At 59.9% G+C, this 24,713-nt stretch carries 30 protein-coding genes; 13 read left to right on the plus strand and 17 right to left on the minus strand.

The features are described from left to right. Positions 1-55 precede the first annotated feature (55 nt). Positions 56-1,126 carry a branched-chain amino acid ABC transporter substrate-binding protein gene (locus tag J2T09_RS20855; protein ID WP_306838155.1) on the minus strand — a complete coding sequence of 357 codons (1,071 nt, stop codon included), beginning with the start codon at positions 1,124-1,126 and terminating at the stop codon, positions 56-58. Positions 1,127-1,248: 122 nt separating this feature from the next. Between J2T09_RS20855 and J2T09_RS20860 the strand changes: the two genes are divergently transcribed. Together J2T09_RS20860 and J2T09_RS20865 are read left to right on the plus strand one after the other, a co-directional pair. Further along, the gene (locus J2T09_RS20860; RefSeq protein WP_306838050.1) at positions 1,249-1,572 is read left to right on the plus strand and encodes a TfoX/Sxy family protein; all 324 of its coding nucleotides are present in this window, start codon (positions 1,249-1,251) and stop codon (positions 1,570-1,572) included. Positions 1,573-1,585: 13 nt separating this feature from the next. Next, positions 1,586-2,002: an OsmC family protein gene (locus J2T09_RS20865; RefSeq protein ID WP_306838052.1), complete on the plus strand. Its 417-nt coding sequence runs from the start codon at positions 1,586-1,588 to the stop codon at positions 2,000-2,002. A gap of 3 nt (positions 2,003-2,005) precedes the next feature. On the opposite strand, the gene J2T09_RS20870 is transcribed toward J2T09_RS20865, so the two are convergent. After that, positions 2,006-2,503: a BON domain-containing protein gene (locus J2T09_RS20870; RefSeq protein WP_306838054.1), complete on the minus strand. Its 498-nt coding sequence runs from the start codon at positions 2,501-2,503 to the stop codon at positions 2,006-2,008. Positions 2,504-2,568: 65 nt separating this feature from the next. Then, a complete protein-coding gene (locus J2T09_RS20875) occupies positions 2,569-3,066 on the minus strand; it encodes a peptide deformylase (protein WP_306838056.1) in 498 nt (165 codons plus the stop codon). Between the two features lie 207 nt (positions 3,067-3,273). Here J2T09_RS20875 and mgtE point away from each other — a divergent pair, with 207 nt between their 5' ends. Beyond that, a complete protein-coding gene (mgtE, locus tag J2T09_RS20880; RefSeq protein WP_306838058.1) occupies positions 3,274-4,689 on the plus strand; it encodes a magnesium transporter in 1,416 nt (471 codons plus the stop codon). Positions 4,690-4,752: 63 nt separating this feature from the next. Beyond that, a complete protein-coding gene (locus tag J2T09_RS20885) occupies positions 4,753-5,139 on the plus strand; it encodes a MerR family transcriptional regulator (RefSeq protein WP_306838062.1) in 387 nt (128 codons plus the stop codon). A gap of 15 nt (positions 5,140-5,154) precedes the next feature. Here the strand turns inward: J2T09_RS20885 and J2T09_RS20890 are convergent, their stop codons facing one another. Both J2T09_RS20890 and J2T09_RS20895 read right to left on the minus strand, forming a co-directional pair. Further along, complete coding sequence (locus tag J2T09_RS20890; RefSeq protein ID WP_306838064.1) at positions 5,155-6,144, minus strand: heparan-alpha-glucosaminide N-acetyltransferase; 990 nt, start codon at positions 6,142-6,144, stop codon at positions 5,155-5,157. Positions 6,145-6,192: 48 nt separating this feature from the next. Then, the gene (locus J2T09_RS20895; protein ID WP_306838065.1) at positions 6,193-6,888 is read right to left on the minus strand and encodes a DUF599 domain-containing protein; all 696 of its coding nucleotides are present in this window, start codon (positions 6,886-6,888) and stop codon (positions 6,193-6,195) included. 227 nt (positions 6,889-7,115) lie between these two features. Here J2T09_RS20895 and J2T09_RS20900 point away from each other — a divergent pair, with 227 nt between their 5' ends. Further along, positions 7,116-8,513 (plus strand): L-serine ammonia-lyase, encoded by a 1,398-nt coding sequence (locus tag J2T09_RS20900; protein ID WP_306838066.1) that lies wholly within the window; start codon positions 7,116-7,118, stop codon positions 8,511-8,513. Between the two features lie 86 nt (positions 8,514-8,599). Next, entirely contained in the window at positions 8,600-9,037 is a 438-nt protein-coding gene (locus J2T09_RS20905) for a DUF1489 family protein (RefSeq protein ID WP_306838068.1), read from the plus strand. Between the two features lie 58 nt (positions 9,038-9,095). Here J2T09_RS20905 and J2T09_RS20910 read toward each other — a convergent pair whose 3' ends face one another. From J2T09_RS20910 to J2T09_RS20935, 6 genes are all read right to left on the minus strand, one after another. Next, positions 9,096-9,365, minus strand: coding sequence for a hypothetical protein (locus J2T09_RS20910; RefSeq protein ID WP_306838071.1), 270 nt, complete (start codon positions 9,363-9,365; stop codon positions 9,096-9,098). 107 nt (positions 9,366-9,472) lie between these two features. Then, on the minus strand, positions 9,473-10,879 hold the full coding sequence (locus tag J2T09_RS20915) for a D-alanyl-D-alanine carboxypeptidase (RefSeq protein ID WP_306838073.1): 1,407 nt from the start codon (positions 10,877-10,879) through the stop codon (positions 9,473-9,475). Positions 10,880-11,099: 220 nt separating this feature from the next. Then, positions 11,100-11,870 (minus strand): hypothetical protein, encoded by a 771-nt coding sequence (locus J2T09_RS20920; RefSeq protein WP_306838075.1) that lies wholly within the window; start codon positions 11,868-11,870, stop codon positions 11,100-11,102. Between the two features lie 127 nt (positions 11,871-11,997). Continuing rightward, positions 11,998-12,606 (minus strand): transglutaminase-like cysteine peptidase, encoded by a 609-nt coding sequence (locus tag J2T09_RS20925; RefSeq protein WP_306838077.1) that lies wholly within the window; start codon positions 12,604-12,606, stop codon positions 11,998-12,000. Positions 12,607-13,122: 516 nt separating this feature from the next. After that, the gene (locus J2T09_RS20930; protein WP_306838079.1) at positions 13,123-13,734 is read right to left on the minus strand and encodes a PilZ domain-containing protein; all 612 of its coding nucleotides are present in this window, start codon (positions 13,732-13,734) and stop codon (positions 13,123-13,125) included. A 123-nt stretch (positions 13,735-13,857) separates the two neighbouring features. Further along, the gene (locus tag J2T09_RS20935) at positions 13,858-14,445 is read right to left on the minus strand and encodes a PAS domain-containing protein (RefSeq protein ID WP_306838081.1); all 588 of its coding nucleotides are present in this window, start codon (positions 14,443-14,445) and stop codon (positions 13,858-13,860) included. Between the two features lie 220 nt (positions 14,446-14,665). On the opposite strand from J2T09_RS20935, the gene J2T09_RS20940 reads away from it, so the two are divergent. Next, a complete protein-coding gene (locus tag J2T09_RS20940; protein ID WP_373458552.1) occupies positions 14,666-15,358 on the plus strand; it encodes a rhomboid family intramembrane serine protease in 693 nt (230 codons plus the stop codon). Positions 15,359-15,492: 134 nt separating this feature from the next. Beyond that, positions 15,493-15,927 carry a CBS domain-containing protein gene (locus J2T09_RS20945; protein ID WP_306838084.1) on the plus strand — a complete coding sequence of 145 codons (435 nt, stop codon included), beginning with the start codon at positions 15,493-15,495 and terminating at the stop codon, positions 15,925-15,927. On the opposite strand, the gene J2T09_RS20950 is transcribed toward J2T09_RS20945, so the two are convergent. From J2T09_RS20950 to J2T09_RS20970, 5 genes are all read right to left on the minus strand, one after another. Next, positions 15,928-16,905 (minus strand): patatin-like phospholipase family protein, encoded by a 978-nt coding sequence (locus J2T09_RS20950; RefSeq protein WP_306838086.1) that lies wholly within the window; start codon positions 16,903-16,905, stop codon positions 15,928-15,930. A 172-nt stretch (positions 16,906-17,077) separates the two neighbouring features. Next, on the minus strand, positions 17,078-17,608 hold the full coding sequence (locus tag J2T09_RS20955; protein ID WP_306838088.1) for a DUF4262 domain-containing protein: 531 nt from the start codon (positions 17,606-17,608) through the stop codon (positions 17,078-17,080). 92 nt (positions 17,609-17,700) lie between these two features. After that, positions 17,701-18,150: a phosphoribosyl-AMP cyclohydrolase gene (gene hisI, locus J2T09_RS20960; RefSeq protein WP_306838090.1), complete on the minus strand. Its 450-nt coding sequence runs from the start codon at positions 18,148-18,150 to the stop codon at positions 17,701-17,703. 24 nt (positions 18,151-18,174) lie between these two features. Beyond that, a complete protein-coding gene (gene folE, locus J2T09_RS20965) occupies positions 18,175-18,786 on the minus strand; it encodes a GTP cyclohydrolase I FolE (RefSeq protein WP_306838093.1) in 612 nt (203 codons plus the stop codon). A gap of 80 nt (positions 18,787-18,866) precedes the next feature. Beyond that, entirely contained in the window at positions 18,867-19,082 is a 216-nt protein-coding gene (locus tag J2T09_RS20970) for a hypothetical protein (RefSeq protein ID WP_306838095.1), read from the minus strand. Here J2T09_RS20970 and J2T09_RS20975 point away from each other — a divergent pair. From J2T09_RS20975 to J2T09_RS20990, 4 genes are all read left to right on the plus strand, one after another. Further along, positions 19,081-19,530 carry an iron-sulfur cluster assembly scaffold protein gene (locus J2T09_RS20975; protein ID WP_306838097.1) on the plus strand — a complete coding sequence of 150 codons (450 nt, stop codon included), beginning with the start codon at positions 19,081-19,083 and terminating at the stop codon, positions 19,528-19,530. The two genes, J2T09_RS20970 and J2T09_RS20975, sit on opposite strands and share 2 nt — an antisense overlap. A gap of 3 nt (positions 19,531-19,533) precedes the next feature. After that, positions 19,534-19,911, plus strand: coding sequence for a membrane protein insertion efficiency factor YidD (gene yidD / locus J2T09_RS20980; RefSeq protein WP_306838099.1), 378 nt, complete (start codon positions 19,534-19,536; stop codon positions 19,909-19,911). Between the two features lie 119 nt (positions 19,912-20,030). After that, on the plus strand, positions 20,031-22,055 hold the full coding sequence (gene thrS / locus J2T09_RS20985; RefSeq protein ID WP_306838101.1) for a threonine--tRNA ligase: 2,025 nt from the start codon (positions 20,031-20,033) through the stop codon (positions 22,053-22,055). Positions 22,056-22,167: 112 nt separating this feature from the next. After that, entirely contained in the window at positions 22,168-23,025 is an 858-nt protein-coding gene (locus tag J2T09_RS20990) for a lysophospholipid acyltransferase family protein (RefSeq protein WP_306838157.1), read from the plus strand. On the opposite strand, the gene J2T09_RS20995 is transcribed toward J2T09_RS20990, so the two are convergent. Next, positions 23,026-23,970 carry a hypothetical protein gene (locus J2T09_RS20995; protein ID WP_306838159.1) on the minus strand — a complete coding sequence of 315 codons (945 nt, stop codon included), beginning with the start codon at positions 23,968-23,970 and terminating at the stop codon, positions 23,026-23,028. A 165-nt stretch (positions 23,971-24,135) separates the two neighbouring features. On the opposite strand from J2T09_RS20995, the gene J2T09_RS21000 reads away from it, so the two are divergent. Continuing rightward, on the plus strand, positions 24,136-24,711 hold the full coding sequence (locus tag J2T09_RS21000) for a nitroreductase family protein (RefSeq protein ID WP_306838103.1): 576 nt from the start codon (positions 24,136-24,138) through the stop codon (positions 24,709-24,711). Positions 24,712-24,713: the final 2 nt, after the last annotated feature.

A 24,713-nucleotide genomic window follows, 5' to 3' on the forward strand; every position in this document is an offset into this window, starting at 1 on the left:
AATTTTCTCGGGCCTTAGCACCGTGCCAGACCCTAGACAATGACCGCAAACCGTATCAATCGGTTCGCATGCGCGGGTCGAGAAAATTGTTGTCACGCCATTCCAGAAGTTCGAGCGGATTGGCCTGCAATTCATGGTCCGTGCCGAAACCGATAGGGCCGATGACGGTCGAGAAGGATTGGCCGGCGAGGTGGTCAATGACAGCGCCCTCTGCCGCACCCTGACGGACGATTTCGACCGCCGCATAAGCGGGCAGGGCGTAACCGTCCGGTTCCGCACCACGCTCCCGGAATTCACCGACAACCGTCTGGGCTTCGGGCAACGTGGCATAATCCGGCAGCGTAACCGCCAGCACGCCGTCCAACAGCGGGATCGGACGGTTGGCGGATTTCAGCGCGTCGCCACCGATGACGGTGAGGTTGATGCTGTCGGCTGCCGCATCGCGGGCGATGGTGGCGGTGTCGTTGCGGTCACCGCCGACAAAGACATGTGTGGCGCCGGCCTTGGCAAGACGGCGCACCAGCGCCAGCTGCTGTTCCTGGCCGGGGCGGTAGGTATCGGTAAAGACGGGCTTGATGCCGCCTGCCTCCAGTTTCTGGCGGATGACGCTGGCAAGATCGCGGCCATAGATCGTGCCGTCTTCGACAAGCGCGATGGGGCGGTTCTGCCATTGCGTCAGCATCACCTCGGCAAGTTTTTCCCCTTCATCGCCATCAGCCGGAGCCATGCGGAAAAACGGCCATTGGTAACGCTGCGCATCCTCCATCAGGATTTTCGAGCGCACCGAAAGCGTGATCGCGGCTATGCGGGCATCCTTCAGGTCCGGCAGCGCTTCCGACAGTGTTTCGACGCAGAGGAAACCGATGGCGGCGATGGCCTTTTCTGCTCGCAAGCGCTCTGTGATGGCCTTGCCGGCGCCCTGTTCGCAGCTTTCGTTGATTTCCACCAGCCTATCGCCGGACTTGGCAGCAGCGGCCCGCGCGCCTTCCAGAACCTGTGCGCCGAGGCCGGCATAAGGGCCGCTTTGGGGCGCCACGACACCGATGGTTGCTGCCATGGTCGTACCGGCGCTCACCAGCAGCAGGCCGGCAACGGCAAGGATCGGGGCTTTCAGCGTCGCGCTCATGGTGTTCAACTGTTTCGGTCTGCCGGTTGCATCAAGGATATTCGCCTATAACACGAAGATGTTTGCCATGGACAATGGCAGTGATGAAATCCTATCGATAGGCGGATTAATCGGAGCTCGCCATGGATATTGTCGCGATAGAAGAACTGTTCGAAGGGCTTGGACCTGTCACCGTCAAGCGCATGTTCGGAGGCAAGGGCATCTATCATCGCGGCCTGATCTTTGCGCTGGAACTGCGCGACACGCTGATGCTGAAGGCCGATGCGGTCAGTGGCCCGCAGTTTGCCGCTGCCGGTGCTGAACAGTGGAGTTATGAGGGCAAGAAGGGCAAACCGGTGCTAATGCCTTATTGGACCGTGCCGGAAGAGGCGCTGGACGATCCCGACGAGATGACGAAATGGGCGCGGCTGGCCTATGAGGCGGCTGTTCGGTCACAGGCGGAATGACGAGGGTTTTGAAATGGTCGATGTGAAGGTGAAATCGCGGCCGGTCGGTGCGCTGGCCAAAGTGGGGCGCCATGGTCATCCACATCTCGTGAGCGAAACCGGTGGCGGGCTCGACGTGATCACCAGCGCCTCCATGCCGGGTTTCAATCCGCTGGATCTGCTTTATTCGTCGCTCGCCGCCTGTCTCGTGCTGAGCGCGCGTATCGCCGCAAGCCGGCTTGGTATTCTCGATAAGCTCGAAGAGGTTTCGGTGCATGTGACGGGACAGAAAAGCGTCGGCGAACCGGCGCGGGTGGAGAATTTCGACGTGAAATTCGAACTCTCCGGTGATTTCGACGCGGCTGAGCGCGCCGAAATTATTCATATGGCGGAGGAAATCTGCACCGTCAGCAATACGCTGCTGGCGACACCCACCATCCGCATCGTTTGACGCCTATTCGTCGTCATCCGGAATGTGACTGTCGACGCCACCTGATGTAATGCGGTTGATGACGCGGCCGACGCCCGGCACGCGCTGCACGGTGGCAACGATCCGGCGGATCAAGGCGTCGTCATCGACCATGCCTTCCAGGACGACGGTCGTGCCGTCCACATGCAGGTCGATCATTTCCATCTGCAGGTCTTCGAGGTTTTCCAGCGCATCACTGATGCGTTCCTCGAGATCGTCGTCATTCTCGCGCCCGACGGTTTCCGGCAGGCCACGGTCCCGCAGGCGGTTCTCCTGACCATCGGCCTCGATGCCATCGATGCGGAAACCGCCATTGCGCTCGCGGTCGAAATTGCCGGATGCGCCATATTCACCATTGCCGGCCGGTTTCGAGGTCGCGCCCGGCTTGTCGGCATAAGGCCAGCCGTCATCGAGATTGCGCTCTTCGTAATCGCGAAAATCCTCTTCGCGCGACAGGTCGTTTTCGCTTTTCTTCAATGCCATGACAGCCTCCTGATAATGGTCTCGGGAGGCATAACGTTCAGGTCGGCGGATTGTTCGTTCGGTCGTCAGCTTCTCGCCGATTTTTCCCATTTCCTGACCAGCCGTTCCCTTTTCAGCCGCGACAGGCGCTTCAGCCAGAATATGCCGTCGAGCTGGTCGATCTCGTGCTGGATGCAGATGGAGAGAAAACCCTCGGCATCCTCCTCATGGGGCACGCCGTCGAGATCCTGATAACGGAAACGGATCTGTTGCGGCCGCTCCACCTCGTCGGTGAAACCGGGCATGGAAACGCTGCCCTCCATGTGCCGCATCGTCTCCTCGGAAGAAACGAGCACCTCCGGATTGGCATAGATGCGCACGCCGTCTTCCGGCGAAAGCTCGATCACGGCGAGGCGCAGAAGTGTGCCGACATGGGCCGCCGTTATGCCGACGCCGGGGGCGGCGCGCATCGTTTCCAACAGGTCGTCGGCGAGCGTGCGCAGGTCATCGTCGAAGGTGGTGACGGGTCGGCAGGGCTGGTTCAGAAGAGGATCGGGATAGGTCAGGATTTTCAGGCGAGTCACGCGGCACCTTGGCGAGAGGTTATCGGTTTTTGCATCGGTCAAAACGTCTCTGGACCCTGCTTTGGAATTGTTCTAGCAGATAACCGCGCAGCGCGGGAACCAAACCCGGTTATCTGCGCTATCCAGTTGTTGAAAATCGGTTTTTCGCTGCATATTCGTCTGAACTGACGGATGGCGGTGCGATTCCCTAAGCGTGAGGGCGGCCTTATGACGAATATCGACGAAGATCGCCTTCGCCCGACAGCGGAAGACATTTCCGACGACATCTATTCGGAAGAGGGCGCCATCCGCGCCGATTTCCTTGCCATGGTCGGTGCCGCGATTGCCGATCGCGACGTGCTGTTCCTGCGCCAGAACGTGGCAAAGTTGCACGAATCCGAACTCGGCGACCTTCTCGAAGCGATCCAGCCGGATCAGCGTCTGGCTCTCGTCAAACTGCTCGGCGACGACTTTGACCTGACGGCGCTGACCGAGGTCGATGAGACGATCCGTATGGAAATCGTCGACCAGATGCCGAACGAGCAGATCGCTGCTGCGATCGGCGATCTCGATTCGGACGATGCCGTCTACATTCTCGAAGACCTCGACAAGGAAGACCGCGAGGAAATCCTTGCGCAATTGCCGTTCACCGAGCGTGTGCGCCTCAGCCGTGCGCTGGATTACCCGGAAAGCTCGGCCGGTCGCCGCATGCAGACCGAGTTCGTCGCTGTGCCACCATTCTGGACCATCGGCCAGACCATCGACTACATGCGCGAAGAGGAGGATCTGCCGGAAAGTTTCACGCAGATCTTTGTCATCGATCCCACCTTCAAGCTGCTCGGCGTCATCGATCTCGATCGCATCCTGCGCACCAAGCGTCAGGTGAAGATCGAAACCATCATGCGCGAAACCAATTACCCGGTCCCGGCGGATATGGACCAGGAAGAGGCCGCGCAGCTTTTCGAACAGTATGACCTTCTCTCCGCTGCCGTCGTCGATGACAATGGCCGTCTGGTCGGTGTGCTGACCATCGATGATATCGTCGACGTCATGCAGGAAGAGGCGGAAGAGGACATCATGCGCCTCGGCGGCGTTGGTGATGAAGAACTGTCCGACTCGATCAAGGATACGTCGAGGTCGCGTGTGCCGTGGCTGCTGGTCAATCTTTTCACGGCCTTCATGGCGGCTTCTGTCATCGGCCTGTTCGACGCCACCATCCAGCAGATCGTCGCGCTTGCCGTGCTGATGCCGATCGTCGCCGGCATGGGCGGCAATGCCGCATCGCAGACGATGACGGTGACGGTGCGCGCGCTCGCCACCCGCGATCTCGACATCCACAATTCCTGGCGTATCATTCGCCGTGAAGCGGGTGTCGGGCTGTTGAACGGCGTGTTGTTCGGCGTGCTGATCGGCCTTGTTGCCGGGCTGTGGTTTCAGGATCCCAATATCGGCGGGATCATTGCAACGGCAATGTTGATAAACATGATGGCTGCCGCGCTGGCAGGCATCATGGTGCCGCTTCTTCTGGACAAGTTCGGTGCCGACCCGGCGGTCGCCTCGGCGGTCTTCGTCACCACCATTACCGATATAACCGGATTTTTTGCATTTCTCGGACTTGCGACATGGTGGTTCGCCATCGGTTGACGGGTCAAAATTGACTTGTACGTAAAGGTCAATTAGTTTTGGCCCTCTGAAAAGGGCAAGCACGTGCACAAATATTACAGCATAACGGAACTGACCCGCGAATTCGGCGTATCGACGCGGACCCTTCGCTTCTACGAGGACGAGGGCCTGATCCATCCCGAGCGACGGGGCCGAACCCGCCTGTTCCGTGCCGCCGACCGCCGCCTCATTCAGGAAATTCTGCGGGGCCGCCGCATCGGTTTCACCATCGCCGAGATCCGCGAGATCGTTCAGGTCTACAAGGAACCGCCGGGCGAAATGGGGCAACTGAAACTGCTGATGAAGCGCATCGACGAAAAACGCGAGGACCTGCGCCAGAAACGCAAGGACATCGACGAGACATTGATCGAACTCGACAATGTCGAGGAAGCCTGCCTCACACGTCTGGCCGAAATCGGCGTCGGGACGTGACCTGATCCCAGACGCTTATTGGGCGATCATCGAGCATTCCTGCGCGAGCGATTGCACGCGCTCATCCGTCTGCGGATTGATCTGCCCCTCGTTCATCGGCACCAGCAGCGATTGCTGAGACAGGCGCTCGGCCGTGCAGGAACAGAAGCGCTGGCACATGCCGGCATCCTGGCCACTGGCCGTGCAGCCCGTCTCGCAGCTGCGTATGTAGCTTTCGATCGGATCGGGTGCAGGGGCGGGGTAAACCAGCGAAAACAGGTAGAGCAGGCCGATCAGAACCGGCTGGTGGATCAGGTAGAAGGCGAGGCTGTGCTGTCCTGCTTTCCCGAGAATGTTGGGCTTCGTTTGCAAGGCGGCGAGGCGTGTCAGCCATCCGCGGGTGAGGGCGAGTTTGCCGATCGCGACGCCCATCAGCGGTGCAGCCAACCAAGGAAACAGCGGCACAAAATCGTTGGAGCGCGGTGGTGTGGCGGCGAAACCGGTCCAGTTGAGGTAACGCGGATCGAAAAAATCGCTGCTGAAGATGCCGGGATAGACGTATCCGTTGACATAACCCGCTGCGGCAATGGCGATGGCGATCAGTGCCGTGACCAGCGCCGGCAGGCGCAGGAATGCGAGGCCGATCAGTCCCGTCAGGGCGATACTGTGCAGGATGCCGAAATGGATCCATTCGCCCGGCGTGGCGAAAAACGTCCCGACGCTGATGACAAAAGCGGCGCCGGCCACCATGCCGAATCGTTTTGCGAATGACTGCCAGCGGATGCCCGAAACATGGGCCAGAACGAGGCTGAAACCGGCCAGGAACAGGAAGGAGCTGGCGATGCAGCGGGCATAAAGCTTCCATCCGCCCTGTGTCGCCGTTTCCAGCGGGATATAACCGAAAAAGCCGAGGTCCCAGGTGAAGTGGTAGGAGGCCATGGCAATCAGCGCCAGGCCGCGCAAGGTATCGATCAGGAGAATACGCGGCCTTTTGGGCGCGCTCGAAACTGTTTCAGCAATGGCCACGAAAATTCTTTCCGGCTGGATTTGGCGTTCAGGGCCGTCTGTTTTCCATCACCGCATATCTTCCATGACAGCCTGGCGTGCCTCGGAAAAATACTGGCGACGGGTCAGCGCAACGATGACGACGACCGTCATTGCCATGAACATATAGGGCCCGGCGAACCAACCGAGATAGCCGATCGACAGAAAAAATGCGCGAAGGCCGGAATTGAAGTGGCTGGCGGCGATCGTGTTCATGCGGACGACCTGATCGGCGGCGCGTTCGGCCGCCTCGCGGTTGCCGTTGGTCTCATGCATCATCGGCAGTGCGCCGAACAGGATGGTGCAGTAGTTGAACAGCCTGTAGGACCAGCCGAACTTGAAGAAGGCATAACCGAAGATGACGGTGAGGCCGGCGACCTTCAGTTCGAACGAGGTGCGGCCGCCATAGGAGGCGATGGCAAGATCGCGAAACACTGCCTCGACCTGATCGGTGGCACCGAGCAGCGCAAAGCAGCCGCCGATGGCGAGGATGGATGTCGATGCAAAAAATGCCGTGCCGTTCTGCAGGCCGGCAAGAATTTGCGTGTCGATCATCTTCAGGTCGCGGCTCAGCGAATTGTAGATCCAGTTCTTGCGGCGCTCAGCCATCACCCGGTTGAGGCTCTGGCGCGGCAGGTATTTGCCGCCGGAACCGGCGGAGAACCAGCTGTAGAGCGCCCAGAGGACGATGAAGAGCGCAAGTGCGATATAGTCCGCATTCGACATGGGCATGACCGGGTTGGAAAGAACCGAATTTCGACGTTCGCATCTGTAATGCGCCAGAATCGGCATGTCCGGCAAGGCGTTGCTGTGATCACGATCGTCCTATCCACATTGCGCGGACTTAATTTTGATCCTATGTCGCTGCGACAAAACCGGATGTCGGGCAATCGCCTTAGCTTGTCTTTCGTCAAGCGTAGCCTGATGTCATCTTTCTCGCGATGTGGACTGCCATGTTTCTCTCCGTCTTCGACGTCTTCAAGATCGGTATCGGTCCTTCGAGTTCCCACACGATGGGTCCGATGTCGGCCGCAAACCGCTTTCTGGATCTGATTCTCTCGGATGACTGGCCGCGACCGGCGGGCGCCCATGTGGCGGCACTGAAGGTCAGCCTGCACGGCTCGCTTGCCTTTACCGGCATCGGCCATGGCACGGGCAGGGCGGTGATCCTCGGCCTGATGGGCGAGGCGCCGCAAAGCGTCGATCCCGATGCGATGGATGCGATCATCGCCGAGGTGGAGCGCACCGGCCGCGTCACGCCGCCCGGCCATCCGGCCTATGAGTTCCAGCCCAAGACGGACCTGATCTACGACAAGAAAGTGCCGCTGCCGGGCCATGCCAACGGCATGGCTTTCGAGGCGCTCGACAAGGATGGTCGCCTGCTGCTGAAGCGCATCTATTATTCGATTGGCGGCGGTTTCGTGGTGACGGATACGGAACTGGAAGCCATGCGTGGCCAGAAGAAGGTCAGTTCCGATCGTGTGCCCTATCCCTTCTCCTCGGCCAAGGAAATGCTCGACATGGCGCGTGGTGCGGGCCTGAGCATCGCCGCCATGAAGCGCGCCAATGAAGAAACGAAGATGAGTCGCACCGAGCTCGACGAAGGGCTCGACCGTATCTGGGACGCGATGAGTCGCTGTATCGATCGCGGCCTGCAGGTGGACGGCATCATGCCCGGTGGCCTGAAAGTGCGCCGCCGCGCCCGCGCCATCCACGAAAAGCTGGAGGCCGAATGGCGCTCCAATCGCCTGAACCCGCTGCTCGCCAATGACTGGCTGTCCGTTTACGCCATGGCCGTAAACGAGGAAAATGCCGGCGGTGGACGCGTGGTGACGGCGCCGACCAATGGTGCGGCCGGCGTCATTCCCGCGACGGTGCGGTATTTCCTGCATTTCCATGAGGATGCGACGCGCGAGGATGTTCACACCTTCCTGCTGACGGCAGCGGCTGTCGGTGGCATCATCAAGCATAATGCCTCGATTTCCGGTGCCGAAGTCGGCTGTCAGGGCGAAGTCGGCTCGGCGGCCGCGATGGCGGCTGCGGGGCTGGCAGCGGTGATGGATGGTTCGCCGGAGCAGATCGAGAACGCGGCCGAAATCGCGCTGGAACATCATCTCGGCATGACCTGCGATCCGGTTGCCGGCCTCGTGCAGGTGCCCTGCATCGAGCGCAATGCGCTGGGTGCCGTGAAGGCGGTGACGGCGGCGTCGCTGGCGATCAAGGGCGATGGCACGCATTTCGTACCGCTCGACGCCTGTATCGAGACCATGCGCCAGACCGGCAACGACATGAGCGAAAAATACAAGGAAACCTCGACGGGCGGCCTCGCCGTCAACGTCGTGGAATGCTGATCGGCTGATGGCGCGCCTGTGGATGCAGGCCTGCCATGCCGCGACCGCGGCTTGACGTGGGCCGCATATGGGTCTTGAAGCGGGACATGACACTTCATATCGTCAAACTCTGCGTCGGCGCGGAATCCATTCAGGACCAGAGAGACTGGGTCGCCGAGCGCTGCCTGAGCGCAATTGCTGCCGGTCTTGAACCGCATTCGGTCCATACCACCCGGATGGTTCCCAAACGGGTTGACGAACTTCTCGATGGCGGTTCGCTCTACTGGGTGATCAAGGGCCAGGTCATGGCCCGCCAGAAGCTGCTGGGTATAGAGACGTTTACGGGCGGTGACGGCATCGGTCGCTGCCATCTGATTCTTGGGCCCGAAGTGATCGAAACCATGCCGCAGCCGCGTCGTCCGTTCCAGGGCTGGCGGTATCTTACGCCTGAAGATGCGCCTGCCGATCTCGGCAGTCTTGGCGAGGATGTCATGGCGCTGCCGGAATATCTGCGGCGTGAACTCGCCGAACTCGGTCTTCTCTGAAACGACAAAAGCGCGCCATAGGGACGCGCTTCAAGATTTTTACGACTGAATTTTTCGCTCAGCGCAGGCGCATATGGATAGGCGCCCTGCCTGACTGTGCGGAGATGTGCAGGTGGATTTTTGCTTCCGGCTGGGTATAACGCCAGGCGCGCGCCGCATGGGTCAGAAGCAGACCGACCAGATCACGTGTCTTTTCACGCGGCCGGTTCATGCCCATTCCGGCGATCCGCATGGCGGCTTCGTGGAGCGGGTGGAGCGACGGCCCGCGAAAGGGGCTTTTCAACGTCGTCGGAAATTCACGTTCGATGTTGTTTTCGTTCACTGCCATGTCTGACCTCGTACGCTTTACTCTTCGAGGGCTGAAACGATACCGGGACAAAAAACGCAGCCCGGCTGCCGCCGTCGGTTACCCGACGGCAACGTCACCCAGAGGATTTACTGGAGCGAAGCCCAGCATTTGATGCCCTTCTTTTTCAGGGCGTTGCAGGCGTTGACGGCCTTCTTCTGGTCATCGAAACCGCCGAAACGGGCGCGATAAAGCTGGCTGCCATTGCTGTTGACCGCGACCGTGAAGGGTTTTGCGCCCCGCAGCGCGCTGCCGCCCTTGTCCTGTGCGCTGGAAAGAAGGTCCATCGCCATGTCGCGGTTCGGTGAGACGCCGATCTGTACGACCCAGCCGGCAATCTCTTGTGCCGTCGCGGCCTGACGGTCGTTGCGGGTCGATGCGGTAGTGACGGAATCGGTTACGGTTGCGACCTGCTGTTCGCCGGTCGGCTCGCGCAGGTAACCGGCAGCGGGCGCCAGACCGCGCGGCGGAACCGGTGCGTTATTGGCGATGACCGAGGAAACGGCATCACGTGCGCCACGCGATTTCGGCTCGGCTGCATAGGCCGATGCACCCGGAACCTTCTGCTCATAACGAGTTTCAGGCGTAGGGCCGGCATTCGGCAGGTCCATGGAGGCCAGCTGACGGACATCGACCGACGGTGCGCTCGGCTTCGGCACATCCCTGACAGGAAGCGAAGGGGCCGGCGCCGTCTGGGCGATCAGGTTGCTGTTGCCGCCGCGCGAAGCCTGCGGAAGGTAGGTGGCGACGAGCTTGCGCATCTGGGCGTCACGAGCGGCGCTGCCCTTGGCACCGAGAATGACGGCGACGATCGAGCGGCCATCGAGCTGTGCCGAGGTGGCAAGGTTGCTGCCGGCAGCGCGCGTATAACCGGTCTTGATGCCGTCAACGCCCTTCACATTGCCGACGAGGCGGTTGTGATTGCCGATGACCTGCTTGCCGAAGCGGAAGCTGCGGGTGTTGAAGTAACCGTAATACTGCGGAAAATGCTGACGCAGCGCGATGCCGAGGCGAGCCTGATCGCGGGCCGTCGTCATCTGCGCGGTGTTCGGCAGGCCGTGGGCATTGCGATAGGTGGTGCGCGTCATGCCGAGCGCACGGGCCTTGTTGGTCATCATCTGCGCGAAACGGGCCTCGGAGCCGCCGAGGAATTCACCCATGGCCGTCGACATGTCGTTGGCGGAGCGGGTGACGAGCGACAGGATGACCTGTTCGACCGTGATGGACCCGCCCGGGCGTACACCAAGCTTCGACGGAGGCTCGGAAGCCGCATGCGCCGAAACCGGAACCTTGTCGCTCAGCGAAATCTTGCCGGCTTCCAGCGCCTCGAAGGCGAGGTAAAGCGTCATCATCTTGGTGAGCGATGCCGGATAACGAAGGCTGTCGGCGTCGTCGTTGTAAAGGACCTTGCCGGTTTTTGCGTCAACGACGATGCCGGCGTATTTGGCGGCGAGAGCGGGACTGACGAAAATCGTCGACGCTACGATCGCTGCCACAAACCGACCAGCGACCCGGGCGGTTTTCGATGCGCCATCCTTGGGGAGAGATGAACTGAAGAAGGTTTTCAACACGCCTGCACTCGCTGCTTGCAACTCGATGGTAAAAGGTCCGGTCGCGCCCCCGCAGCGTGCCGTTGCCGATCACATTAGGTCAGCAGCGTTACCAACTCGTTTATGATGAAGCTGCCCTTGCGGCATTTCGTCGAATTTTAGCGGTTTATTGCGCTGCTTTTCGGGGTGAGACCCGTTCCTGTACAAACCGGGCAATCGCGGCATCAATATGAGCCCAGTCGCGCAAAAGTGTCGGCGAGAAGCGATAAAGCACGGTCAGGTCCTGGCCGGCGCGGATGTCCCGCTGGCAACTGGCGCTGTTCGTGGCTGCAAGCGATGTTGTCTGAGAGGTTGTTTGGCCGGCTGCCGTTTGGCGCGGCATCAGGCAGCGCACTGCGTAGGCGTCTGCGCCGGGCTGCTGCGCCGTGAGGATGACCTCGTCGCCATAACCGCTGTCAGCGCGCAGGTGGTGGGCGGTCAGGCCAAAGGGGCCGGGCAGGGAATCGCCATCGAACAGGCGCGAATAGATCGGCTCGACCCGACCGGACATGTCGCGCGACATGGTGCTTTGCGACAGTTGCAGGAAGATCAACCCGTCGGCGCTGCCCGAATCGTCGAAGCGCCTTTTCTGGCCGACGCTATAGCCCTGCATTTCCGGCCAGGTGAGATAGAGATCGATGCGTTTGCTGTCACCCGCATGGCGTTGTTCGGCGAATCGGATCGTATTGGCCGGCAGGCGCAATTCGTCCTGACCGATACGGACGATGATTTGCTCCCTGCTGTCGCTGTGGCTGCCCAGCGCCAGTCTGGGGCCGATCCAGCTGGCGCCGAGGCTGATGGCGAAGGTGGCGGCCGCCATCAGCGCAAGCGCTGCGGTTATGCCGAGCGCCATGCGATTGCTGATCAACGGTTCCTGATAATCGTCCTGCTGCGCCATGGTGACCTGCCTGCTGTTGTTGATCCATGGCAGAACAGGCTTGCGCGAAGCAGGCCGGGAGAACGAAAAAAGTCCGGCACCATGTTTCCATGGGCCGGACAAGCTTTCAGTGAGGGTGTTGCAAAACTTACTGGCTGACGCTGCCGACTGCGATGGCGCGGCCATCCTGCAGCTTGACCCAGCGGCCCGGATCTTCGTTCGACTGGCGCTTCAGGTAGGTGTATTCGGTATCGGCCCAGAGCATGACCTTGTTGCGCATGTTGTCGAGGATGAAATCACCACGATCGGTGCGCACGGTCAGCACGGCGTGGCCTTCGCCATTCGGCTGCAGCACGACGGTGATCAGCAGGGAAGAGGCATCAAAACCCTTCTGCATGAGCATCTTGCGCTTGAAGAGAACAAAGTCCTCGCAGTCGCCGACCGTGGTCGGATAGGCCCACTTTTCCTCGACGCCGTAGATTTCCATGTCGGTCATCGGCTGGATGGCGGTGTTGACGGTGTAGTTGACGTCGAGCAGCGTGCGCCACTTGTCTTCAGTCAGTGCAATCGCACCGCGGTCGCCATTGGTGCGAACGCATTCGCTGCGATAGATCTTGCAGAATTCGTAATGCCCGATCGGCGGATTGGCCTGACCGATGACCTTCATTGCGCCATTGGCTGCGAATGTGGACTGCGCCTGAAAGAGGGCGATGAAGGTGGCGATAGCGGCGATCACCAGGGCTGTGCTCTTCGTCATTTTTCTTGTCTCCCCGTTGGTGAGGAGACAATCGCAGCAAGGTTTTGATCCGGCGGAAAATACCGTCGTAAAAACAAATGCTTATTTGAATTCAATGCAGATAAAACACGCAGAGAATTAGACGAAAATTCGAAGCGATTTTGCGCTAAATTTAGTTCAAATTTGAACAATCATTGTCGTGTCGTAAATTTGGTGAGGCTCTATCTTTCTGATTTATTTGTGCTTTTGTCGGTTTCGACGGTATCGGAGCAAGTCTTGCCTGAGTGGTTGGAGGCCGAGCGTGCTGTCATGCTAAATCGCTCGTAAACCTTGTTTGGCAGGAGCTTGGTCACTGTTTCAGGCTGGTACGCCCCGATTTCGGACGCAAAAAAATCGTTCCGAAACGAGATTTTTTTCTCAGATGCCTGCATTTTTCTCGAATTTGATCCGGCGCGCTGCCGAAACGGCACGAAAAAGCCGGCGGTTTGAGCCGCCGGCGGGGTAGGTTGTTAAGGCTTCAAGGCGCGATTGCGGCGCTTACAGGAAGGCCCGCAGCGACTCGCGCGACTGGACGGAAGCGAATTCGATCGCCACACCTTCGATGAAGTGGCGCACGATGCGGCCGCGCATGTTGCCAAGCATGACCGGCGTGCCGAGTGCCGGGCGGATCTCGATATCGATGGCGGCGCCCGACAGCGAAAGGTCAACGATCTTGCACGGATACTTGCGGCCGTCGTCCAGCACGATCTCGGTGCGGGTAATGCGCGGTGTCAGACGATCGTGGCGACGATCTTCCGGCAGGCCGAGTTCATGCTTGTTGGCAAGCCAGGTCAGCTGTGCCGCCAGCTTTTCACGTTTGCGGTCGGTGGCGTTGATGGACATGTAGAAGCCATCGGCGGTGACGCCGATGACATTGCCTTCGATGCGGCCGAGGTTTTCGATATAGGCAATCACCCGCTCGTTCGCCGACGGGCGCGCTTCGCAGGAAAAGACCACATCGCCCGGAGACATTTCCACTGCAGTGCAGGGAAATTCTTCATGGCTCTCGAGCATGAGTCGGCCGCTCATTCCGACGGTCACCCGCTGGAAGGCGCGCTCCTGTGCGCCCTGGGGTGGTGTCGATGGTTGAGCTGGCTGGAAAGAGTACATGCTCGTTCTCTCAAGTCGCGATGCGCAGTTTATAAAATGTCATGATGCCCATTATGCGCCGAGTGGTGCAGGGCGCTGTAATGGATATCGCATCGCGGTTAATAGAACGTTCTGATTGCGTTGTCAGCTTCTTCCGGAAAGCCCGTCATCTACTATTTCTATCGAAAGAAGACGTCGCATGAAGCGGGTAAAACCCTGTCCATCGGCGGGAATTTCCGCCGTTTCCTCTGCGATACTGCGCGACTCACCTGCATAAAGGCAGGATATCGTCTCAAGTGCGGCACTGTTGCGAGGGCGGCGGGGCAATATCGCACCGAGTATGCGGTCTGCCTGGGCTGCGCCGGAGCGCATCGGCAGGAGAATCATCTGGTAGTCATGGTTGCACTCGGCGCCGACACCGCTGATGTCGGTCACCATCGGTTTGCTGCGGGCCAGCATGGCATCTATGCCAAGCCCCGCCTGGCGGCGCTGCGACCGGTGCCAGAGGCAGGTGAAAGGCCGGCCGCGAAGCTCATGGCCGAAAAGCCCGCAAAGGCGCGTGCCGGCAAGGCGGAAAGACATCACGCCGGCGTCGTTTTTTCCGAGAATAAAAAGATCGGGCAGCATGTGGCGAACGCGTGCGGGTTCGAATTCCCGCTGTTGCGGGATCGTGCCATCGCGTTTCAGTTCAAGCCAATAGCTGAATAATTCGTTTCCTGCTTCAGTCTGCATCGTACTCATGTGTCTTATTACGGAACAAGATTCATTCTTTCCCGAGCCCTTGTGGTTACCGTAGCGAAAACCATGCCAAGTCCGCGTCAGCCGAGTGGCTGCTTCCGTTCAACCTCTCTGTCCTGTAAGGCTGGTGAGGAAAACGAGCAGGTGATTGATGAGCGACAGACCGGATGTGCCAGCCCCGTCAGCGGCAGATGATGACCTGAGAGACGTCGAGATGGTGCAGGAAGACGAAGGCCGGCAGCCTGTCTTTAATCTGCCGGGCGTTCTCACTGCGACCGTGCTGCTGCTGGCCGGCATCTATCTGGTCGATGCCTATCTTCTTTCGGACGACTGGCGCGAATGGGTTCTGGTGAATTTCGCATTCATTCCGCTTCGTTACCTCTATCCCTTTGCAGATGAAGGCATGCGGCAGATCTGGACGCCGTTCACCTATTCGCTGATGCATGGCAGCATGCAGCATCTGCTGTTCAACGGGCTCTGGCTTGTCGCATTCGGCGCTCCGGTTGTCCGCCGCATCGGCGCCATGCGTTATCTCGTCTTCTGGGTGCTTTCCGCTGCTGCTGCGGCCTTTTTCCATGCGGGTCTCAACTGGGGTGAGCCGACGGTTCTGATCGGCGCATCAGGCATGATTTCGGCATTGATGGGCGCTGCCTGCCGCTTTGCCTTTCCGCGTCATGGTGGTTACGACCGCACGTTCGGCCATCTTTATCCGCGCCAATCGATCATCGGTTCTCTTCGGAACCGCACGGTCGCCGTCTTTGTGGGCCTGTGGTTTGCCGGCAACATCCTGGTCGCAGTCGGGTTGCCATTGATCGATGCCGGGTCCGATGCGATCGCCTGGGATGCGCATATCGGTGGTTTTCTGTTTGGTTACCTGCTGTTCGGCCTGTTCGATCGCGTGCGATAGACGCGGCCTTTTCACGAAATCTTGCTTTTGAACCTGCGAACGGGCACCATCCCTATGGTTGCGGCGCCTGCCGGGGAGGGCTTTTGGCGCTGTGACGATGTGGTGAGACGCAAAAGAAACGTGAGGAGAGAACCATGCCCCAGACAGTCAAGAGCATGCTGGATGCCAAGGGTCGCAACGTTGTTGCGGTCAGCCGCGACCAGACCCTGAGCGAGGTCGCCACCATCCTCAATGAAAAGCAGATCGGTGCCGTCGTGGTGACAAGCCTCGAAGGCCGTATCGCCGGCATTTTTACGGAACGTGATCTGGTGCGGGCGATAGCGCGCGAAGGTGCGGCCGTGCTGGAAAAGCCGGTATCGTCCTCGATGACGACGAGTGTCACCCACTGTCGCGAGGACAATACGGACGACGAGCTCATGGAAATCATGACCGCCGGTCGTTTTCGTCACGTGCCGGTGGAGGCCGATGGCACACTGGTCGGCATCATCTCGATCGGTGACGTGGTGAAATCGCGCATCAGCGAGATCGAACACGAGGCCGAACAGATCAAGGCCTATATCGCTGGGTAATTAGCGGGCGCAGATTTCCTGCATGCGCTTCAATGCGCCGATCTGCGCCTTGGTTTCTTCGTAACCGCGCCGGATGGCTTCACCGGCGCGGTGAAATTCCGACAGACCGATATCGCTGAGGCGCGGATGCAGCGCCAGATCCGGCGGATCACCGGCGAGACGGGCGCGAGAAATGCGCTCCTGGATGATGTTGAAGGCCTGGACCATCGTGCCGGTCATGCTGATGCGGCTGGCGGCGCGACCGCCGGCATCATCCATGCGCTGGCGCTGCTCGATTTCCTGAATGCTGGCATTGTGGCGCACCACGGCGGCGCGGCCAAAGATATCGTAATTGAGATTGACGCCGACGACGAGCGGCTGCTCGTAGGCACGGCAGACGGAGGTCGGTACCGGATTGACCAGCGCGCCATCGACCAGCGTGCGGTTGTTGCATTTGACCGGTTCGAAAATGCCGGGCAGGGCGTAAGAGGCGCGCAGGCCCGTGATCAGCGAGCCGCTGGCGATCCAGACTTCGTGACCGCTCTGCAATTCGGTGGCGACGGCAACGAACGGACGGCTCAGGTCCTCGATGGCGATGCCTTCCATATGTTCCTGCATGCGCTTGGTGAGCCGCATGCCGCCGAACAGACCGCCGCCGCCGATCGTCAGATCCAGCAGGCCGGCAATGCGGCGCATGGTGAGCGAACGGGCAAAACTTTCCAGTTCATCCAGCTTGCCGGCCAGATAACAGCCGCCGACCAGAGCACCGATCGAGGTGCCGGCAATCATGCCGACCTCGATGCCTTCTTCGTCCAGAGCGCGCAGCACGCCGATATGCGCCCAGCCACGCGCGGCGCCGCCGCCAAGGGCAAGCGCGATCTTGGCCTTGCGGTGCTGCTGATTTTCAGGAGGTCTGGGAGGAGCATCGAGAACAGCAACACCTCCGCTATCCGATGCTGGTGCGGGGGGCGGTGTGTTTCTGTTCCAGGACCAGTTCATGTCTTTCGCGTCTCCTCCACGCCAGATCATCGACCCAGATGACCATTAGGCTCCCGAATGCGTTTCGAAAGTATTGATCAATGGCAAATGTGACAGGAAACGGGACGGAGCGAAGATTCGTTCCTTGAGAACCGTTGGCCGGCAGGCCCGATCGGCCCCAAGCCGGGATTGCCTAACTGCCCTTGAGGCGTCCTTTCAATCTTTCGGTCCAACTGTTTCCCCAGAGATTGGGTTGGAGCCTCATCAATGATGTTTCGCAACCGCTATCCCATGGGAACCGCCCGCTGCGATCCGCCCACACAAGCTGGAGAACCGGAAACTCGGCGCTTTTATAAAACCAGTCACTTGATTGAAGATATTGTGTCGCCGTATGCCGCGGCACGGGGAGGAGATAGACGACTTCACCTGCGAGAATACCCTCAACAGGCTCTCCGACCGCGAAATGATCTCCCGCTCGCGCCCTTCTGAACATCTGCCCAAAGACGTCATGGGATAGTTGGGGTGGGAAATCGAACACAACCACTTCGGGCTGTTCCAATGTCAGCCAAAATCCGGTTGTGTAGCTGAATGCGGGATCGCCGTTATCGTCCGCGCCAACGGATGTGGTCTGCCATCCATGCTTCTTTACGCTTTCGATCAGGTCGACCTCGTAGGTCGTCGGGTCTATGGGCGGATCGCTGATGACGGTCTTTAAAACAGGCATGCTGGACCCCTATCGCTATAGATGGCCTTCCACGATCGCTACGTTACGGCGCCGACGGGAATGGCGCAAAGGCATTGGTTCCTGTTCGTTCCTCAGCTGGCGTACACGCTATCGGGATCGAAATGGCGGTCGTCATCGGCGATTTCGACGATGGCCTTGCCGTCGGCTTCCTTCACCGTGCGATAGAAGCAGGAGCGGCGGCCGGTGTGGCAGCTGGCATCATGGCCGGCGACGCGCACCTTCAGCCAGACGGCATCCTGATCGCAATCGGTGCGAAGTTCCTCGACCGTCTGCAGATTGCCGGAGGTCTCGCCCTTCTTCCAGATTTTTGCACGCGAACGGCTGTAATAATGGGCGATGCCGGTCTCGATCGTCAAAGCGAGCGCTTCCGCATTCATGTGCGCGACCATCAGCAATTCACCATCACGCACGTCGGTCACGACGGCGGTGACGAGACCATGGGCATCGAAACGGGGGGTGAAATCGCCGTCCGCTTCGAGCGCGTGCTTGTCGGCGGACGGTGCGGCAAATGTCAGCGTCATAGTATACCTGCGGATCGGCAGTTTTCAGGTGCGGATGAGGGTCAGGAAACGCGCCTGTTCGGCAGCGTTGTTTTCGAACTCGGCGGTGAAAGTGGTCGTCAGCGTGGTCGAACCCTGCTTCTGCACGCCGCGCATGGCCATGCACAGATGTTCGGCATCGATCATCACGGCAACGCCGCGCGGATCGAGAACATCCTGAATGGCATTGGCGATCTGTGCCGTCAGCGCTTCCTGCGTCTGCAGGCGGCGGCCATAGATCTCGACGAGACGGGCAACCTTGGAAAGACCGAGCACGCGGCCCTTCGGCAGGTAGGCGACATGCGCCTTGCCGATGATCGGCACCATGTGGTGCTCACAGTGCGAATAGAACGGAATGTCGCGGACCAGAACCATGTCCTTGTAACCGGCCACTTCCTCGAAGGTGCGGCCAAGGATCTCTTCCGGAGACTTTTCATAACCGGAAAACAGTTCGCGATAGGCAGCGGCGACGCGCTTGGGCGTATCGAGCAGGCCTTCGCGCGACGGATCGTCGCCGGTCCAGCGCAACAGCACACGAACCGCGTCCTCGGCCTCCTGCTGGGTCGGGCGAGCATCGGTTTGGCCTGCGGCCGGAAAGTTCTTCACAATGGCATCCATCTAAGGTCTCCTGATCCTGATGCGGTTCAAGGTCGCATCCGATCCTAGTCGATTGACGCGTCAGTCTCGGCTGTCGAACGTCATTTTGGCGCTATCTGACGCCGCGCGGCCCATTTTACAAGACATTGCATTTCGATTTCGGCGCGTGTGGCGCTAAAACCTTGCGTCTTGATGCGGGCTTTCACCGATAGCATATAGTGGTAAAGCAAGCGGCATGACAGATCATTGCCGAAGACGCAGTGTTCGAAGACGGCAAATAATGGCCGCGAACCGACGATCCGGAAACTGGTGACCATGGACGACATCTATAACAGCCGCATTCTCGAACTTGCCGGCAATATCGGCCTTTCCGGCGAACTGGAGGATGCCGACGGCGTTTCGGAAAAACATTCGAAACTGTGCGGGTCGAAGGTGAAGGTTTTTGTGAAGCTCGAGGGCGGTGTGGTCGCCGACTTTCGCCACAAGGTGCGCGCCTGTGCTTTGGGCCAGGCATCGTCTGCCGCCATGGCGAAACATGTGGTCGGTGCTGGTGTTGAAGAATTGCGGCAGGCACGGGCCGATATGCTGGCCATGCTGAAGGAGGACGGCGAGGGGCCGGTCGGGCGTTTCGAGGAAATGCGGGTGCTGAAACCCGTCAAGGATTACAAGGCCCGCCACGCCTCCACCATGCTCACCTTCGATGCCGTGGTCGATGCGATCGACCAGGCGGAAGCGAAGAGCGGTTCCACGGCTGCGACGGCCTGACCGATGTGTGGCGCCTGCGGCCAGTGGCATGACGACGAGGACGAGCCGCGCGAGCGTTCGAAGCCCGTTGGCCGCAACTGGGCAGGCCCGTTCCGCAAGACGCCGGGACGCCTCATCGGCATGGGCTTCATTCGTCTCTACCAGCTGACGCTTTCCGGCTTCATCGGCAATGGCTGCCGCCATATCCCGACCTGTTCCGAATACGGTTATGAGGCCTTCGCGCGGCACGGTTTCTGGTCCGGTTTCTGGTTGACCCTGTTTCGGGTCGGGCGCTGCGGACCGGGCGGCACGTCCGGGCTCGATCCGGTGCCGGAAGTGCTTGGCAGTGGCTATCAAAGATTCATGCCATGGGCATTCTGGAAGTTCGGCAAGAAGGCCTGAAACCTTTACTCTTCAGCGTTTTTTGACTATCACCGCGCCGTTCGTTGCTGCGTGCAAAAATCTCGCGGCCCATTTTTGACCACCCGCATTCGTTGGCGGGACTGGACAGGAGAATTTAGATGTCCGTTTCCCTTATATTTCCCGATGGTTCCGTTCGCGCCTATGACGCGGGCACGACCGGCTTTGCCGTCGCCGAATCCATCTCCAAGTCGCTGGCCAAGAAGGCCGTGGCGATCGCGCTCGATGGCGAGTTGCGCGACCTCTCGGATGCCGTCACCGACGGCAAGATCGAGATCGTCACCCGCATCGATCCGCGTGCGCTGGAACTGATCCGTCACGATGCCGCCCACGTCATGGCGGAAGCCGTGCAGGATCTGTGGCCCGGCACGCAGGTGACGATCGGCCCGGTCATCGAAAACGGCTTCTATTACGACTTCAAGCGCGTCCATCCGGACAGCAAGGAAGACTGGCCCTTCACGCCCGAAGATCTGCCGAAGATCGAAAAGAAGATGAAGGAGATCATCCAGAAGAATGCCGCCTTCACCAAGGAAATCTGGACGCGCGAAAAAGCCAAGCAGGTTTTCGGCGACAAGGGCGAGACCTACAAGGTCGAGCTGGTCGATATGATCCCGGAAGGTCAGGACCTGAAGATCTACAATCAGGGTGGCTGGTTCGACCTCTGCCGTGGTCCCCACATGGCCTCGACGGGCCAGATCGGCACCGCCTTCAAGCTGATGAAGGTTGCCGGCGCCTATTGGCGTGGTGATTCCACGAAGCCGATGCTGACGCGTATCTACGGCACGGCATGGGCGAGCCAGGAAGAGCTGGACCAGTACCTGCACATTCTCGCCGAAGCCGAGAAACGCGATCACCGCAAGCTCGGCCGTGAAATGGATCTGTTCCATTTTCAGGAAGAAGGTCCGGGCGTGGTGTTCTGGCATGGCAAGGGCTGGCGCATGTTCCAGACCCTGACCTCCTATATGCGCCGCCGTCTGGCCGGCACCTATGAGGAAGTCAACGCGCCGCAGGTTCTCGACAGCTCGCTCTGGGAAACCTCGGGGCACTGGGGCTGGTATCAGGACAACATGTTCGCCGTGAAGTCTGCCTATGCGTTCACGCATCCCGACGACGAGGAAGCCGACAACCGCGTTTTCGCGCTGAAGCCGATGAACTGCCCGGGGCACGTGCAGATCTTCAAGCATGGCCTGAAATCCTATCGCGAATTGCCGATCCGTCTCGCGGAATTCGGCAACGTCCACCGTTACGAAGCCTCGGGCGCTCTGCACGGCCTCATGCGCGTGCGTGGCTTCACGCAGGACGATGCCCACGTGTTCTGCACCGACGAGCAGCTGGCGGCAGAATGCCTGCGTATCAACGAACTGATCTTGTCGGTCTACGAAGATTTCGGTTTCCAGGAAGTCGTCGTCAAACTGTCCACGCGTCCTGAAAAGCGCGTCGGCACCGATGACCTGTGGGATCGGGCCGAAAGCGTCATGACCGACGTGTTGAAGATGATCGAGGAACAGTCGGAAGGTCGCATCAAGACCGGTATCCTGCCGGGCGAGGGCGCATTCTACGGTCCGAAATTCGAATACACGCTGAAGGACGCCATCGGCCGTGAATGGCAGTGCGGCACGACGCAGGTCGACTTCAACCTGCCGGAACGGTTTGGCGCCTTCTATATCGACCAGAATTCGGAAAAGACCCAGCCGGTCATGATCCACCGCGCCATCTGCGGTTCGATGGAACGTTTCCTCGGCATCCTGATCGAAAACTTTGCCGGTCACATGCCGCTGTGGTTTGCGCCGACGCAGGTCGTGGTTGCCACGATCACCTCGGATGCCGATGATTACGGTCGTGAAGTTGCCGAAGCGCTGCGTGATGCCGGTCTGCAGGTCGAGACCGACTTCCGCAACGAGAAGATCAACTACAAGGTCCGCGAACACTCGGTGACCAAGGTGCCGGTGATCATCGTCTGCGGTCGCCAGGAAGCCGAAAACCGGTCGGTCAACATCCGCCGTCTCGGCTCGCAGGCGCAGACGCCGATGTCGCTGGAAGAGGCGATTGCCTCGCTGACGGAAGAGGCGACGCCGCCGGACGTCAAGCGCAAGCTTGGTGCCCGCAAGGCCAAGCTTTCCGCCTGATCTGACACACAAGACGGCGCCTGCGGAGAAATCCACAGGCGCCGTTTTGATTCTGTCATGGAACTGCAATGATGCGCGGCGAAAATGCCTGATGGTCCGGGTGGAGGCCGCATTGCAGTTCAAGGAACTTTCATACGCCAACGAGCGCGATACGCGGCTGAAACGCTGGATCATCCGCTCGATCGAAGGCATGTCCGGCCGCAATCGTTATGCCCGGCTTTATGACATCTGGCGCGGCGATATCGTCGGCAAGAGCGACCGGGTGTTCGGCAAGATGCTGGACCTGATCGATGTCGGCTTGGATGTGGCCGGCGAATGGCCGCCGCGCAATCTGCCGGACGGACCGCTGGTGATCGTCGCCAATCATCCTTTCGGCATCGGTGACGGCATTGCCAGTCTGGCACTGGCGGAGCAGCTTGGTCGGCCGTTCCGGGTGATGATCAATAACGAGCTTCTGAAAGTGCCGGAAATGGCGCCCTATTCGCTGCCCGTTTCCTTCGAGGAAACAAGGGAAGCGCTGGCCCAGAACATGGCCATGCGTCACGAGGCGCTGAAACTGCTGAAGCAAGGCGTCACCATCATCATCTTTCCGGCGGGCGGCGTTGCGACGGCAAGGCGCGGCTTTGGCCGTGCCGAAGACCTGCCGTGGAAAATGTTTCCCGCAAAGCTCATCCAGTCGGCGAAGGCCAATGTGCTGCCGATCTATTTCGAGGGCCAGAACGGGCCACTTTTCCATTTCGCCAGCAAGATTTCGCTCGTGCTGCGCCTGTCTCTGCTGATCCGCGAGTTCAAGCGTCTTTCCGGCACGACCATTCGCGCCCGCATCGGTGCCGTCATTCCTTACGAGGAGATGGAGACGATGACGGATCGCAAGCTGCTTCTGGCAAGGCTCTACGATTCCGTATTCGTCATGCGTCCGCTGAGCCGGCGCGAGGCACGCAAGGCGGCCAATCGCAGCGAAGCCGCCTGATTATTCGACGTCGGCGTTGGCCGTTTGTGCGTGAGAGGAAAGCAGCACGTCGATATCGGCGTTCTGGCCGGCCTTCACGCTGAAATCGCGCTGGTAGATCTTGTCCTTGTTGCGGGCGACCGCAAGGTAATCGCCTTCGGACAGGACCATGGTGGAAAACGCGCTGACGCTTTCGTTGACGACGTCGCCCGATGCCGTCAGCACCGACCATGCCGTGTCGGCGATTGCCTCGCCACCGGGCTGGGAAACCAGCTTGAGCGTGATCTGGGCGGCACGGTGCTGCAATGTCGCCGTTGTCAGGCGGCCAGCCTCCACCTGAATATCGGCGCGCGCGATGGCGTTGATGCTGCCGTATTCCGACACGACGTGATAGGTGCCGGCATTGAGGCGCACGATGCTGTTCGGCTTGACGTCGGCGATCACGAGGCCGCGCTCGCCATCCTCACGCACTTCGGAGGAATAGACCGAGAAGCTGAGCTGGTTCGGCGGGATACGCACCTCTGATCCGGTGACGGCATTGAGAACGAAACCACCGGCATCGAGAACAACGGTTTGCGTGTCGACCCGCCCCTGTTCGGGCACGGTCAGTTTGCGCGTCACACCGGCGCGGCCGAAGGCGACGTTGACAAAATAATCGCCGGGAGCGAGCTGGAAATCGGCGGTGCCGCCATCGGAACTGGCCAGCAGAGGCAGCTTGCCGTCAGCACCCGGAATGGGGCCGAAAACGCGCCATGCCAGGCCGTCCTTCATCGATTCGCCATCCTTGGTCAGCTTGGCTTCGAACGCGACATTGCGGGCCATGATGCCGGCAGGCGCACCCGGCGTTGCCGAAAAGGCATTGAGTTTTGGCATCTTGGTCGATCCGCCAAGCTGCTTGAATTCCTGGAACGCTTCCTGGGCAAAAGACGGTGCTGTCGGCACGGCAGCAAAAGCTGCGCCGAGCATCACATATACGGCAATGGTGGTTCTGGTCATTTCGCCCGGATTGACTCTTGATGTTGCAGACTTCACTTGAAAACCAACGCCAAGGCAAATTCAAGGCCTCAGTCAAAAAGAGGCCGAAATGCCGAACGCGTCCGTCATCGAACTGTCAAACATGCGAGTGTGACCATGGGCAATGATATCAAGCTGATCGACTACCTGCGCCAACGCCATTCCACGCCGGTGGCGCAATACAGGGAGCCCGGCCCCTCGCAGGATGAATTGACGGAAATCCTGCGTTTTGCCTCGCGCGTGCCCGATCACGGCAAGATCGCGCCCTGGCGCTTCATCGTTTATCGCGGCGATTCGCGCGTCAAACTCGGTGAAGAATTTTTGCGCCTGTCGCTGGAAAAGACCCCGGACATGACCGAAGCCGCGCAGCAGGCGGAACTTGGCCGCTTTACCCGTGCGCCTCTGGTCGTTGCCGTTGTCAGCACCGCTGCCCCGCATGCAAAGATCCCCGAATGGGAGCAGGTACTGTCAGCCGGCGCCTTGTGCCTCAACATGGTGATGGCCTGCGAGGCACATGGTTATGTCGCCAACTGGCGCACCGAATGGATCACCTATGACGCGCGCGTGCAGTCGGCTCTCGGCATCAGGGAAGGCGAGAAGGCGGCCGGCTTCATCCATATCGGCTCCAGCGATTTCAACACGCCGGATCGTCCGCGTCCGGAACTCGCCGATATCGTCTCCTGGGTGGAATGACG

Origin of the sequence: Neorhizobium huautlense (genome assembly GCF_030811685.1) — a bacterium.
GTDB classification, from domain to species: domain Bacteria; phylum Pseudomonadota; class Alphaproteobacteria; order Rhizobiales; family Rhizobiaceae; genus Neorhizobium; species Neorhizobium huautlense_A.